Raw genomic sequence first — 11982 nt, 5'->3', positions numbered from 1 at the left:
GAAGCGGAGGCGGGAGCATGACGACGCTGGAGGACCTGCTGGCGGAGCACGTCGGCAAGGGCTGGGTGCCGGGGGCGGTGGCGCTGGTGGCCCGGGGCGACCGGGTCGAGACCGCGGCCGTCGGCACGCGGGCCGTCGACGGTCCCGATCCGATGACCCGGGACACCCTGTTCCGGCTCGCCTCGCTCACCAAGCCGGTCACCGCCGCTGCGGTGCTGCTGCTGGTCGACGACGGCCGCATCGCCCTGGACGACCCGGTCGCCACCTGGCTGCCGGAGCTGGCGGAGCCGCGCGTCGTACGGACGCCGGGGAGCGAGATCGACGACACGGTGCCGGCGGCCCGCCCGATCACCGTGTTCCATCTGCTCGCCTCGCAGGCGGGCTACGGGTTCCCGGCGGACTTCTCGCTGCCGCAGCTGCGCGGGCTGTTCGCGCTCCAGAAGGGGTGGGAGCCGGCCGGTTACCCCGCCCCCGACGACTGGCTGGCCGGCCTCGGGGCGCTGCCGCTGCTCCACCACCCGGGCGACGCCTGGCTGTACAACACCTGCTCCGATGTGCAGGGGATGCTCGTCGAGCGGGTGACCGGACGGCCGCTGCCGGAGTTCCTGGCCGAGCGGATCCTCGCACCGCTCGGCATGGCGGACACCGGCTTCTCCGTGCCGCCGGGCAGGCGTGGCCGGTTCGCCACGTACTACCAGCCCACTCCGGACGGCGGTCTGACGGCGGCCGACGGTCCCGACGGCATGTGGAGCGAGGAGCCGGTGTTCGCCTCCGGCGCCGGCGGGCTCGTCTCGACCGTGGACGACTATCTGGCCTTCGCCCGGATGCTGCTGGCCGACGGTGCGGCACCCGACGGGCGACGGGTGCTCTCGGCGGCCTCGGTACGGCTGATGCGCACCGATCACACGAGCGCCGGCCAGCGTGCCGCGAGCGAGCTGTTCCTCCAGGGGCAGGGCTGGGGCTTCGGCGGCTCGGTGGACATCGCGGAGCGCGACCCGTGGAACTCCCCCGGCCGCTACGGCTGGGTCGGCGGCACGGGCACCACGGCCCATCTCGACCCCGCCACCGGCACGGTCGCCCTCCTGATGACCCAGCGGGCCATGGGCGGCCCGGTCCCGGAGGAGATCATGCGGGACTTCTGGCGGTACGCGGCCCGGGCGTGAGGTCCGGTACGGGGTGCGCGTGAGGTCCGGTACGGGGTGCGGTACGGGTCCTGTGCGGAGTGCGGTGCGGGGTGCGCTCAGCCCCGGTGGCCGTCGGCGGACACGATGCCGTAGGTGACGAGCCCGTAGGCGACGTGCGGGACGACGTCGGAGAGCCAGTCCTTGGCCGACCACTCGCGGGGGTCGCTGACCCCCATGCGGGCCATCGGCAGGTCGGTCGCGGCCATGGCCAGGGCACCGGTGACCGGCCCGCCCAGCCACACCGGGACGCGGACGCCCGCGCGGTGGACGAGCGAGACGGCGACCCCGGCCGCGACGCCGACGGCGATGCCGGACAGGGCGCCGAGGCCGGAGAGCCGGTTGTCCCGCTGGTCCCCGGCGCCGGGGACCGGGTGCCCGGTGTCCGTGGTGACCTTGTCGACCACGTCCTCCGGGGCGCTGCTGGTGGGCCTGCCGCGCAGCGCCATGTCGGCGTAGGTGACGGCGTTGAGCGCGGTCGTGCCGGCAGCTCCCGCTGCGCAGCCCCGCGCGAGGGTCTGGAACATGCCCCGACGGGTTCCCCGCCACCCCCGCCGAAACCGGCGGGGCGCCGTCGGCGTCAGTACAGCATGCCGAGCGCGCCCGGCAGCACCCGTGCGGTGACGGGCAGGACGGCCTCGACCTCGCCGTCCGCCCCGTAGGGAACCACGCGGTCGGCCTCGATGCGGATCTCCCGGCCGCGCAGCACGCGCACCTCGCGGCGGTCGACGTGGGCGCCGGTCCGCAGCTCGCGCATGAGGGTGAAGAAGAGCCGCCGCGGTGCGTGGCTGATCAGCACCACCTCCAGCAGGCCGTCGTCGACGCGGGCGCCGGGCGCGATGAGCCGGCCGGAGCCGTAGTACGGCGAGTTGGCGGCGACGACGGTGTAACCGCGGTGGGCGTGCTCCTCGCCGTCGACCGTGACGCGGTACCGGGCGGGCCGCCATGTGGTGACCGCGCGCAGGCCCCCGGCGTAGTAGGAGACGGCGCCGCGCAGCAGTGCCGCGTGGTTGGCGTGCCGGTTGGCCAGCGCGTCGACGCCCGCGTAGACGCTGCCCAGGACGACGGTGCGGTGGTGGACGGCGGACTCGACCTCTACGGCGTCGACGGGGCGCGGTGCGTGGTGGAGCAGGACCCGGGCGAGCGCGGCGGGGTCGGCGGGCAGGTGGAGGGCGCGGGCGAAGTCGTTGCCGCGGCCGGCGGGCACCAGGCCGAGCACGGTGCCGGTGCCGCTGAGGGCTCCGCCGATGCCGCCGGCGATGCCGTCCCCGCCGACGGCGAGCACCACCCGGCCGTCCTCCCCGGCGCGCCGGGCGAGCTCCTGGGCGTGCGGCAGGCTGCGGCTGTACGCGGTCTCCAGCTCGGCGCCCGCCTCGCGCAGCGGGCGGGCCAGCTTCAGCAGGGCCGCGGCCGCGGTGGAGCCGCCCGCGGTGGGGTTGACGACGGCGGTGAACCGTCGCGTGGGGTGGGGCATCGGGGCGCCTCCTCAGCCGGCGGACGGGGGGACGGGCGAACCGGCGGGCCGGTCGTCGGGCCGGTCGTCGAACCCGCCGCCGGGCCGGTCGCCGGGGAGCAGGACGCCCGGGTTGAGGACCCCGCCGGGGTCCAGTCGGCGTTTGACGGCGCGCAGCGCCTCGATGCCGAGGGGGCCGGCCTCGTGCGCGTATCCGTCCCGGTGGTCGGTGCCGATCCCGTGATGGTGGCTGATCGTGCCGCCCGCGGCGAGGATCGCCTCGCTCGCGGCCCGCTTGGCCGGCGTCCAGTGCGCCACCGGGTCCGCGCCCTGGGCCGAGACGACGGTGAAGTAGAGCGAGGCGCCGTTCTCGTACACGTGGGAGATGTGGCACATGACCAGCGGCGGCGTCCCGGCCCCGGTGAGCGTGGCGGTGAGCGCCTCGCGGACGGCGGCGTAGAGGCCCGGCAGCCGGGACCAGAACGCGGCGGTCTCCAACGTCTCGGCGAACGCGCCCGCGTCGAGCAGGGAGTCGCGCAGGTACGGCGCCGCGTAGCGGCCCTCGGCCCAGTGGGCGCCGGGTTCCTCGCCGAGGTACGTTCCGCCGCAGTCGCGCAGGACGGCGGCGGCGCGCTGGCGGCGGTGGGCGGTGTCCTCCTCGGTGCCCTCGTATCCCGTGACGGCGAGGCAGCCGGTGCCCTTGAGCGCGTCCGGGGAGCCGAGGTGCCCGGGCCGGGCGAGGCCGACGAGGGTCTCCGTCTCGTCGGAGAGCCGCAGCACGGTGGGCCGGGGCCCGTCCTGGGCGAGCCGGCGCAGGGCGGCGGCGCCCTCCTCGAAGGACGCGAACCGCCAGCCCTCGTAGACACGCGTGGGCGGCACGGGGCGGATCCGCACCGTCACGGAGGTGATCACGCCGAACGCGCCCTCGGAGCCGAGGACGAGCTGGCGCAGGTCGGGCCCGGCGGCGGAGCGGGGGGCGCGGCCTGCTTCCAGGGTGCCCTCGGGGGTGGCGAGGGTGAGGCCAAGCACCATCTCGTCGAAGCGGCCGTACCCGGCGGAGGCCTGCCCGCTGGAGCGGGCCGCGGCGAAGCCGCCGATCGTGGCCCACTCGTAGGACTGCGGGAAGTGCCCGAGGGTGAAGCCGTGCGCGGCGAGGAGCGCCTCGGCGTCCGGGGCGCGCAGGCCGGGCTGGAGGGTGGCGGTGCGGGAGACGGGGTCGAGGTCGAGCAGCCGGTCCATGCGGCGCAGGTCCAGGGCGACGAAGGGGCCGCGGCCGTCGGGGGCGAGGCCGCCGACGACGGAGGTGCCGCCGCCGAACGGGACGCAGGCCAGGCCGTGTTCCGCGCAGGCCCGCAGGACGGCGAGCACCTCGTCGTGGCTCGCCGGGAGGACGACGGCGGCCGGGGCCGCGGCGGTGTCGCCCCGCCGGAGGCGCAGCAGGTCGGGGGTGGACTTGCCGCGGGTGTGCCGGACGCGGCTCTCGGTGTCGGTGCGGACGTGCGCCGGCTCGTCGCCGACGGCGGCGGCCAGGGCGGCACGGGCGGCCGGGGTCAGCGGCGACGCGGGGACGGTGAGGTCGTCCAGGGTGAGCGGCGGGTCGGTGCGCGGGGTGACGCCGAGCAGGTCGCGCAGCAGGCCGGTGACCGGCTCGGGCAGCGCGGTCGCCCGGGCCGGGTCGCCCCAGCCGCTCCACAGCATGTCCATCGTGGGTGTCCTCACCGGTCGTTGGTGCGTCGTCGTCCGTACGTCGTCCGGTCAGGCGGGGTCCTGTCGTACGACCCGTCTTGTGTGCGGCCCGCCACCCGGCGTTACACTGTGACACATGACGCCTATTCGTCACAATGGTTCGGACGGTACTGCCGGCGCGGACGGTCGCGGGGGTGCGGACAGCGATCCGGTGCTCGACGCGGTGCGGGACCGTGTCCTGGCCGTCGGGGTCCGCCGCACCACCCTCACCGACGTGGCCCGCCGTGCGGGCGTGTCCCGGATGACGCTGTACCGGCGCTGGCCCGACGTACGGAGCCTGGTCGGCGATCTGATGACCCGGGAGTGGATCGCGGTGGCCACCGCGGCGATGCCCGCACCGGCGGCGGACCTCTCCGCACGCGACCGGATCGTCGCCTCGCTGGTGGACGGGGTCGGCGCCTTCCGGGCGCACCCCCTCTTCCGCAAGATCGTCGACGTCGATCCGGAACTGCTGCTGCCCTACGTACTGGACCGGCGCGGGGCGAGCCAGGACGCCCTCCTCGAACTGCTCACCGCGGCCGTGCGCGAGGGCCACGCGGACGGCTCCGTACGCCCCGGGCACGCCGCACGGCAGGCGCGGGCATTGCTGCTGGTCGTGCAGTCGTTCACGCTGTCGCTGCGCACGATGACCGACGAGGACGACCCGGAGCTGACCGCCGTGGCCCTCACCGCCGAGCTGCGCACCCTGCTGGAGAGGACCCTCGCCCCGTGACCGCCCCGACCGTCCCGCCCCCGGCCGCCCCGACCTCCCTGTCCGCCGCCCGCCGTACCCGCGAACTGGCCGCGACCGTCGGCGGCCCGGCCGTCGACGTCCTGGTCGTGGGCCTCGGCGTCACCGGCGCCGGGGTCGCCCTGGACGCCGCTTCCCGGGGGCTCTCGGTGGCCGCGATCGACGCCCACGACCTCGCCTTCGGCACCTCCCGCTGGAGCTCCAAGCTGGTCCACGGCGGACTGCGCTACCTCGCCGCCGGGCAGTTCGACGTGGCGTACGAGAGCGCGGTGGAGCGCGGGGTGCTGATGGAGCGGACCGCGCCGCATCTGGTCCGCGCCCAGCCGTTCGTGCTGCCGCTGACCCCGCTGGTGTCGCGCGGCGGCGCCGCCCTGGCGTGGGCGGGGTTCCGCGCCGGTGACGCGCTGCGGGCCGCCGCGCGCACCGCCCGCGCCACCCTGCCGGCCCCGCGCCGGCTGACCGCCGTCGAGACGCGGCACGCGGCGCCCGCGCTGCGGACTGCCGGGCTGCGTGGCGGGCTGCTGTCCTGGGACGGCCGGCTGGTCGACGACGCCCGCCTGGTGACCGCGCTCGCGCGCACCGCGGCGGGCCACGGCGCACGGGTCCTCACCCGCGTCAGGGCGCTGGAGCTCGACGGCTCCGGCGCCCGGGTGCGCGACGAACTCACCGGCGAGGAGGGCGTGATCCGGGCCCGGGCCGTGGTCAACGCCGCCGGGGTGTGGGCGGGCGGCCTCGTCGACGGCGTACGCATCCGGCCCTCGCGCGGCACCCATCTCGTCCTGCGCGGGGAGCACCTCGGCCCGCTGCCGGCCGGGCTGCACATCCCGGTCCCCGGCGAGACCAACCGGTTCGTGCTCGTCCTGCCGCAGGGCGACGGGCGCGTCTACGTGGGCCTCACCGACGAACCCGTGGCGGGGGACGCCGTCCCGGACGTGCCCGAGGTGCCGGAGACCGACATCGGGTTCCTGCTGGACGTGGTGGGGAGCGCGCTGGAGGTGCCGGTGCGGCGGGCGGACGTGGTGGGGGCGTTCGCGGGACTGCGGCCGTTGCTGGACGGCGGGGCGGGCCCCGGGGGCGGCACCGCCGATCTTTCGCGGCGGCACGCGGTGCTCACGTCGCCGGAGGGGGTGGTCACGGTGGTCGGCGGCAAGCTGACGACGTACCGGCGGATGGCGCAGGACGCGGTCGACGCGGTGGTGGCCGGGGGGCGGGTCGTGGCGGGGCCCTCCCGGACGGTGGGGGTGCCGTTGGTGGGAGCGGGTGCGGTGGCGCCTGCGGAGGCCGGGGTGCCGGAGCGGCTGGTGCGGCGGTACGGGGCGGAGGCGGCGGCCGTGCACGCGCTGGGGGCGGCGGATGAGGAGCTGCGGGAACCGGTGGTTCCCGGGTATCCCGTGACGCGGGCGGAGTTGTGGTGGGGGGTGCGGCACGAGGGGGCGCTGGACGTGGGGGATCTGTTGGACCGGCGTTGCCGGGTCGGGCTCGTCGCCGGGGACCGGGAGGTCGCGGTGGGGGTGGCGCGGGAGGTGTTGAGCGGGGTGGGGGGCTGAGCGGGGCGGGTGGGGGCTGAGCCGGACGGGGGGGTGACGGCCTGGTTTTTCGCGCCGGCGGCGCAGCCGCATACCGACACGGCCCCGCGCCCCTTTTGTCCCGGCTTTGTCTCGGCGCGCGCGCCGCTCCTTCGCTGCTTACGATCCGAATGTGGCACACACGCTCGAAGAACTCGTGGCGATGCAGCGCGCCGCCGATCAGGCGCGCAACCGCGTCGAGGAGTTGCGCGACTCCTTCGGGCCGCCCGCGCACGCCGCGTGGACCGACGTCCAGACGGACACCTACGAAACCGCCTGGCGGGCCTGGCGGGACCTCGCCCGGGACGTACAGGCCGCGGTGACCCAGTACGCCAAGGACGAGGAGAAGCCGCGCAACTCCGTCGAGGAGGACGTCAAGCGGACGGCCCGGCACCCGCCGGCGGATCAGTAGGGCCGTCCCCCGCTCACCACGGCATCGGCGTGCCGTCCCAGGAGAAGAAGCCGCCGGTGGGGCCGTCCTCCGGGAGCAGGGCGAGCCGGACCGCGCCCGCCGCCGCCTCCGCCGGGTCCCCGGCCGCCGCCAGGGCCGCCCGGGGGTGCAGATCCGTCGCCCGCAGCCCGGGGGCCATGGCGTTGACCTTGAAGCCCTCGTCCGCCAGGGCCTGCCCGTAGTACAGGGTCAGCGCGTTGAGCGCCGCCTTGCCGGAACGGTAGGCCGCGCCCTGGCCCCGGAAGGCGGCGAACTCCCGCTCCGGGTCGGCGCTCCAGTCCAGGGAGCCGGTGCCGCTGGAGATGTTGACGATCCGGGGCGCCGGGGAGCGGCGCAGCGCGGGCAGGAAGGCGTTGGTGACGGCGAGGACGCCGAACAGGTTGGTCTCGTAGGTGCGGCGCATGCCCTCCAGGCTCAGCTCGGGCGGCCGGCTGTCGTCCACGACGACACCCGCGTTGTTGACCAGGACGTCCAGCCGGTCGACCTGCTCCGCCGCGGCGGCGATGCCGTCGGCGTCGGTGACGTCGAGGACGAGGAGCCGGGCGGTGCCGCCGATGTCCTGGACCGCCTTCTCGCCCCGTTCGGCGTCCCGCGAGCCCACGTACACGGTGCAGCCCTCGGCGGCCAGAAGGCGTGCGATCTCTTTGCCGATTCCCTTGTTGGCACCGGTGACCAGTGCTGTGCGATCGTTCATGGCATCGACGATTCCCCGACCGCGTGCGGCCCGCCAGGGACAACCTGTACCAGGCAGCCGAACGCCCCAGGAGAGAGCATGCCGAGGCAGGAACTGGCCCGCTTTCTGCGGGACCGCCGCGCACGACTGCGCCCCGAGGAGCTGGGGCTGCCCGCCGACGACCACCGCCGCACCCCCGGGCTGCGCCGCGAGGAGGTGGCGGAGCTCGCCCATATGTCCGTCGACTACTACGTCCGGCTCGAACAGGCCCGCGGGCCGCGCCCGTCACCGCGCATCCTGGACGGACTGGCCGGGGCACTGCGGCTGGCCCCGGCCGAGCGCAGCCACCTGTTCCGGCTCGCGGGAACGAGCGCGCCGCCGGGCACCCGCGCGGTGCGGCGGGTGCGCCCGCACGTGGCCGACATGCTGCGCCGGCTGCCGGACACGGGCGCGGTCGTCACCGACGCCGCCTACGACGTCGTCGCCTGCAACCCCCTGGCCCGCGCGCTGGTCGGGGAGGACCTCGGCCGGGAGAGCAACCTGGCCCGGCGCCGCTTCCTCGGCCGGGGGCAGGGCCACTTCAGCACCGGCGCCGAGGAGTTCGGGCGGATCGCGGTGGCCCGGCTGCGCCGGTCGGCGGACCGGTATCCCCGCGACCCGGCGCTGGCCGCCCTGCTGGCCGAACTGCACGCCGGCAGCGAGGAGTTCCGGCAGCTGTGGGAGGAGCGGCCCGTCCATGCCCCCGGGCACCGTGCGAAGACACTCGACCATCCCACGGCGGGGCGGCTGCGCCTCAACTGCGATGTGCTGCTGGTGCCGGAGGAGGACCAGGAGGTCGTGCTGATCACGGCGGACGCCGGATCGTCCACCGCGCGCTCGTTCCACCGGCTCGCGGCCCTCACGGCGGAGACGGCCGGGCAGGCAGCCGCTTCCGCCAGCGCGGGCGGGGGCGCGAACGGGACCGGCTGATCCGGGGGCCGTGGGCCCGGTCCTCATGGGATGTCACCGTGCCAGTCGAAGCGGCGCGGGTCGTCGGTCCGTGGGGCGTACTGGGCGCGGCCGCCCGGGCCGAAGCGGCCTATCTCCGTGGGCAGGGCGACGCCGCGCCCCGGTCCGGCCCCGGGGCCGCCTGCGGCGTCCTCGACGTCGGTGACGTCGGTGACGTCGAGGAGCAGGCCGTCCAGCGGGCCGCCCACCAGCTGGGCGTAGGACCGCCCCGGTCGCGGCCCGCCGTCCTCGGGGTCGGCGCCGTAGACCCTGCCGCGCATGAACTCCAGCTCATCCATACCGGGCAGCTTCGCATCCACCACTGACAGTGACCCCTCCCCCGACCCCGCCGCCCCGCACGCATGTACGACCAGCGGGCGGGAACCCGGTCCGGCGACAGGGCGCCGCACCGGCGCCCGCCGGACATTCCCTCCATGGAAGGGGCCCGCTCGTGACATCCCGGGGTCTTCGAGGTCAACGGCGCGTTCGGGGCCGGCGGTGCGTTCGGGGCCGGCGGTGCGGGGTGCGCGGCTCGGCACACTCGGGCCCGGCACCCGGCAGCGGTCGCAACTGCGCGCCCGTCTCACCGACATCGCCTGGACGGCGCTGTTCACCGTGCTGGTGCTGTGGACGGTCTGGAGCGCGGTCGGCGCGGTGCGCGGCACGGCCGCGTGGAGCTACTGCTCCGTCGCGTGCGTCCTGCTGGCGGTGACCGCGGTCCTGCGGGCGGCGGCGCTGCGGCGCCGGGGGCGCTGACGGCGGGCCCCAGTCACCGGCCCACCGCGTCCAGCAGGTGCGGTCCGTTGTTGCGGACGTTGTTGACGGCGGTGGAGACCTCGCGGGCGTCGAGCCGGCCCTCGGCGGGCCGGGAGAGCAGGGCGCGCAGGGCGTCGGGGTCCTGGTGGGCGGGGTCGAGCCAGGCGTCGTAGTGCTCGGGGGTCAGGGCGAGCGGCATGCGTGGGTGGACCCGGCCGGCCTCGTCGGTCGCCTCGGTGGTGAGGATCGTGCAGGTCGTCAGCCAGGCGTCGGGGTCGTCGTGGGTGACGGCGGGGTCGCGCCAGTACTCGTAGAGTCCGGCGAGCGCCATCACCTGGTCGTCCTCGGGGTGGATGAAGTACGGCTGTTTGCGGGGCTTGCCGCCGCCCTCGGGGGTGATCTGCTGCCACTCGTAGAAGCCGTCGGCGGGCAGCAGGCAGCGGCGCCGGACGAAGGCGCTGCGGAAGGCGGGCTTCTCGTGCGCGGTCTCGACGCGGGCGTTGATCATCCGGGCGCCGGTCCTGACGTCCTTCGCCCAGGAGGGCACGAGTCCCCAGCGCAGGGGGCGCAGTTGGCGTCGTACGGGCTGTGCGTCGTCCGTGCGCGGGGCGCGTTCCAGGACGGCCCAGACCCGGTCCGTCGGTGCGACGTTCCAGCTGGGGGCGAGCGTCTCCTCGGGGCGCCAGTCGGTGACCTCGAAGAGTCGGGTCAGGTCCTCGGGGCTCCTGGTGGAGGCGTAGCGGCCGCACATACGGCCACTGTGCCATGGCCGGGGCGGGCGGTGGGGGCGGTCGGTACGGTCCGCCGGTTCTCCTGCGGTGCGGCCGGGCGCGCGCGGCGGCCCGGCCCCGTTGTGGCGGGGCCGGGCCGTGGGGTGGCCGCCGGGGCGCGGGCCCCGGCGGCCGGCCGGCTCAGCGGGAGGTGCGGGCGCCGCGGCCGTAGCGGCGCTCGAAGCGCTCCACCCGGCCCGCGGTGTCCACCACACGCCGGGCGCCGGTGTAGAACGGGTGGCTCGCCGACGAGATCTCGACGTCGACCAGCGGGTAGGTGTTCCCGTCCGTCCACTCGATCGTCTTCGACGTCCGTGCGGTGGAGCGGGTCAGGAACGCGGTGTCGGCGGCGCGGTCGCGGAAGACGACCTGCCTGGTCTCGGGATGGATACCGGGCCTCATGGTGTTTCCTCCCTCATGGCCGTCCGCCGGGGCGGGCGGCCGGTGGTGCGGTGCGGCTGTGCGGGGCGCGGCGCTTGCGGTGAAGCGGTCGGGCGCCTTTCGCGGAGCGGTCAGCGCTCCTCGCGGAACAGGACGTGCTCGCCCGCCACCGGGTCGTACTTGCGCAGGACGAGGCGGTCGGGGTCGTTGCGGCGGTTCTTGCGCGTCACGTAGGTGACGCCGGTCCCGGCGGTCGACCTGAGCTTGACGACGGGGCGCAGGGTGGTGCGTGCCATGAGGGTCCTCCTTCCACCGACACCTCCGGGGGTTGTCCCGGCCATGTCAGTCACATGGGCTGTAACGCGGGGCCCCCGCCGGGCATTCCCGCTGCGGGCTCGTCGTGGCTGGGCGCGCAGTTCCCCGCGCCACTGGAGGCCCCTGCGGGGCCCGCGGGGCGGGGGCTGCCGGCCGCGCACGGGCTGGCGGTGCTTAGTTGTTCGGCCGGCCCGCGCCTGAGGCGCCCTACCGCGCCGTCATCCGCAGCGCGCCGTCCATGCGGATCGTCTCGCCGTTGAGGTAGTCGTGGTCGGCGATCATGGTGACCAGGCGGGCGTACTCCTCCGGGTGGGCGAGGCGCGGGGGGAAGGGGACGCTCGCGCCGAGGCCGGCGCGGACCTCGTCGCTGAAGCCGGCCATCATCGGCGTGTCCACGATGCCGGGCGCGATGGTGACGACGCGGATGCCGTACTGGGCGAGGTCCCGCGCCGCGGTGACCGTCATGCCGGCGACGCCGGCCTTGGACGCGGCGTAGGCGATCTGACCGATCTGGCCCTCGAACGCGGCGATCGAGGCGGTGTTGACGATGAGCCCGCGCTGCCCCCCGGCGTCGGGCTCCTGCCCGGCGAGGGCGGCCGCGGCCAGGCGCAGCACGTTGAACGTGCCGACGAGGTTGACGTCGACGACCGTGCGGAACAGCTCCAGGTCGTGCGGGCCGCGGCGGCCGAAGACACGGGCGGAGGGCGCGATGCCGGCGCAGTTGACGGCGAGCCGCAGCGGCGCCCCGCCGGCCTCGATGCGGTCCAGTGCCTCGCGTACCGGCGCCTCCTGGGTGACGTCGGCGGCGAGGAGGGTGACGCCGTCGGGGAGCGTCCCGGCGCCCGCCACCGCCTTGTCGAGGTCGAGGCCGTAGACGGTGGCGCCGCGGGCGGCGAGCGCGGCCGCGGTGGCGGCACCGAGCCCGGAGGCGGCACCGGTGACGAGGGCGGCGGATCCTGCGAGGTTCATGAGGT

15 protein-coding genes are annotated in these 11982 nt (G+C 76.0%); 6 read left to right on the top strand and 9 right to left on the bottom strand.

What is annotated here, in order from left to right; translation table 11 throughout:
- Positions 1–17 precede the first annotated feature (17 nt).
- Positions 18–1163 carry a serine hydrolase domain-containing protein gene (locus tag IO29_RS00310; protein WP_030378101.1) on the top strand — a complete coding sequence of 382 codons (1146 nt, stop codon included), beginning with the start codon at positions 18–20 and terminating at the stop codon, positions 1161–1163.
- 77 nt (positions 1164–1240) lie between these two features.
- Here the strand turns inward: IO29_RS00310 and IO29_RS00305 are convergent, their stop codons facing one another.
- The 3 genes from IO29_RS00305 to IO29_RS00295 are packed head-to-tail and all read right to left on the bottom strand — an operon-like array spanning position 1241 to position 4338.
- Complete coding sequence (locus IO29_RS00305; protein WP_030378100.1) at positions 1241–1708, bottom strand: hypothetical protein; 468 nt, start codon at positions 1706–1708, stop codon at positions 1241–1243.
- Positions 1709–1761: 53 nt separating this feature from the next.
- Positions 1762–2655 (bottom strand): diacylglycerol kinase family protein, encoded by an 894-nt coding sequence (locus IO29_RS00300; protein ID WP_030378099.1) that lies wholly within the window; start codon positions 2653–2655, stop codon positions 1762–1764.
- A 12-nt stretch (positions 2656–2667) separates the two neighbouring features.
- Positions 2668–4338, bottom strand: a complete 1671-nt coding sequence (locus IO29_RS00295) for an FAD-binding oxidoreductase (RefSeq protein WP_234307421.1) — start codon at positions 4336–4338, stop codon at positions 2668–2670.
- Positions 4339–4456: 118 nt separating this feature from the next.
- Here IO29_RS00295 and IO29_RS00290 point away from each other — a divergent pair, with 118 nt between their 5' ends.
- The 3 genes from IO29_RS00290 to IO29_RS00280 all read left to right on the top strand — a co-directional run bounded on the left by IO29_RS00290 (position 4457) and on the right by IO29_RS00280 (position 7087).
- A complete protein-coding gene (locus IO29_RS00290; RefSeq protein WP_030378097.1) occupies positions 4457–5092 on the top strand; it encodes a TetR/AcrR family transcriptional regulator in 636 nt (211 codons plus the stop codon).
- The gene (locus IO29_RS00285; protein ID WP_037840510.1) at positions 5089–6657 is read left to right on the top strand and encodes a glycerol-3-phosphate dehydrogenase/oxidase; all 1569 of its coding nucleotides are present in this window, start codon (positions 5089–5091) and stop codon (positions 6655–6657) included. Before IO29_RS00290 ends, IO29_RS00285 begins: the two co-directional genes overlap by 4 nt.
- 151 nt (positions 6658–6808) lie before the next feature.
- Positions 6809–7087 carry a hypothetical protein gene (locus tag IO29_RS00280; protein WP_030381183.1) on the top strand — a complete coding sequence of 93 codons (279 nt, stop codon included), beginning with the start codon at positions 6809–6811 and terminating at the stop codon, positions 7085–7087.
- A gap of 13 nt (positions 7088–7100) precedes the next feature.
- Here IO29_RS00280 and IO29_RS00275 read toward each other — a convergent pair whose 3' ends face one another.
- Positions 7101–7820: an SDR family NAD(P)-dependent oxidoreductase gene (locus IO29_RS00275; RefSeq protein WP_030381182.1), complete on the bottom strand. Its 720-nt coding sequence runs from the start codon at positions 7818–7820 to the stop codon at positions 7101–7103.
- Between the two features lie 78 nt (positions 7821–7898).
- Here IO29_RS00275 and IO29_RS00270 point away from each other — a divergent pair, with 78 nt between their 5' ends.
- Entirely contained in the window at positions 7899–8768 is an 870-nt protein-coding gene (locus tag IO29_RS00270; protein WP_051707837.1) for a helix-turn-helix transcriptional regulator, read from the top strand.
- Between the two features lie 23 nt (positions 8769–8791).
- On the opposite strand, the gene IO29_RS00265 is transcribed toward IO29_RS00270, so the two are convergent.
- Positions 8792–9085, bottom strand: coding sequence for a hypothetical protein (locus IO29_RS00265; protein ID WP_030381180.1), 294 nt, complete (start codon positions 9083–9085; stop codon positions 8792–8794).
- A gap of 199 nt (positions 9086–9284) precedes the next feature.
- On the opposite strand from IO29_RS00265, the gene IO29_RS00260 reads away from it, so the two are divergent.
- On the top strand, positions 9285–9542 hold the full coding sequence (locus IO29_RS00260) for a hypothetical protein (RefSeq protein ID WP_033226161.1): 258 nt from the start codon (positions 9285–9287) through the stop codon (positions 9540–9542).
- Positions 9543–9555: 13 nt separating this feature from the next.
- On the opposite strand, the gene IO29_RS00255 is transcribed toward IO29_RS00260, so the two are convergent.
- The 4 genes from IO29_RS00255 to IO29_RS00245 all read right to left on the bottom strand — a co-directional run bounded on the left by IO29_RS00255 (position 9556) and on the right by IO29_RS00245 (position 11977).
- Entirely contained in the window at positions 9556–10293 is a 738-nt protein-coding gene (locus IO29_RS00255; protein ID WP_030381178.1) for an SOS response-associated peptidase, read from the bottom strand.
- Positions 10294–10453: 160 nt separating this feature from the next.
- The gene (locus IO29_RS00250) at positions 10454–10714 is read right to left on the bottom strand and encodes a type B 50S ribosomal protein L31 (RefSeq protein ID WP_030381177.1); all 261 of its coding nucleotides are present in this window, start codon (positions 10712–10714) and stop codon (positions 10454–10456) included.
- Between the two features lie 110 nt (positions 10715–10824).
- The gene (gene rpmG / locus IO29_RS35395) at positions 10825–10989 is read right to left on the bottom strand and encodes a 50S ribosomal protein L33 (RefSeq protein WP_051707836.1); all 165 of its coding nucleotides are present in this window, start codon (positions 10987–10989) and stop codon (positions 10825–10827) included.
- 226 nt (positions 10990–11215) lie between these two features.
- Entirely contained in the window at positions 11216–11977 is a 762-nt protein-coding gene (locus IO29_RS00245; RefSeq protein ID WP_030381176.1) for an SDR family NAD(P)-dependent oxidoreductase, read from the bottom strand.
- Between the last annotated feature and the right edge of the window lie 5 nt (positions 11978–11982).

It is taken from the genome of Streptomyces sp. NRRL F-6676 (assembly GCF_000725625.1).
GTDB lineage: Bacteria > Actinomycetota > Actinomycetes > Streptomycetales > Streptomycetaceae > Streptomyces.
Note: the sequence above shows the minus strand (reverse complement) of the source record. Positions and strands in the feature narration are given on the sequence as shown.

Excerpts from the sequence above, each read along its gene's own strand:
- IO29_RS00250 (WP_030381177.1), bottom strand. The coding sequence starts at position 10,714 with ATGAGGCCCGGTATCCATCCCGAGACCAGGCAGGTCGTCTTCCGCGAC.
- IO29_RS00265 (WP_030381180.1), bottom strand. The coding sequence starts at position 9,085 with ATGGATGAGCTGGAGTTCATGCGCGGCAGGGTCTACGGCGCCGACCCC.
- IO29_RS00295 (WP_234307421.1), bottom strand. The coding sequence starts at position 4,338 with ATGGACATGCTGTGGAGCGGCTGGGGCGACCCGGCCCGGGCGACCGCG.
- IO29_RS00300 (WP_030378099.1), bottom strand. The coding sequence starts at position 2,655 with ATGCCCCACCCCACGCGACGGTTCACCGCCGTCGTCAACCCCACCGCG.
- rpmG (WP_051707836.1), bottom strand. The coding sequence starts at position 10,989 with ATGGCACGCACCACCCTGCGCCCCGTCGTCAAGCTCAGGTCGACCGCC.
- IO29_RS00310 (WP_030378101.1), top strand. The coding sequence starts at position 18 with ATGACGACGCTGGAGGACCTGCTGGCGGAGCACGTCGGCAAGGGCTGG.
- IO29_RS00305 (WP_030378100.1), bottom strand. The coding sequence starts at position 1,708 with ATGTTCCAGACCCTCGCGCGGGGCTGCGCAGCGGGAGCTGCCGGCACG.
- IO29_RS00275 (WP_030381182.1), bottom strand. The coding sequence starts at position 7,820 with ATGAACGATCGCACAGCACTGGTCACCGGTGCCAACAAGGGAATCGGC.
- IO29_RS00290 (WP_030378097.1), top strand. The coding sequence starts at position 4,457 with ATGACGCCTATTCGTCACAATGGTTCGGACGGTACTGCCGGCGCGGAC.
- IO29_RS00255 (WP_030381178.1), bottom strand. The coding sequence starts at position 10,293 with ATGTGCGGCCGCTACGCCTCCACCAGGAGCCCCGAGGACCTGACCCGA.
- IO29_RS00245 (WP_030381176.1), bottom strand. The coding sequence starts at position 11,977 with ATGAACCTCGCAGGATCCGCCGCCCTCGTCACCGGTGCCGCCTCCGGG.
- IO29_RS00270 (WP_051707837.1), top strand. The coding sequence starts at position 7,899 with ATGCCGAGGCAGGAACTGGCCCGCTTTCTGCGGGACCGCCGCGCACGA.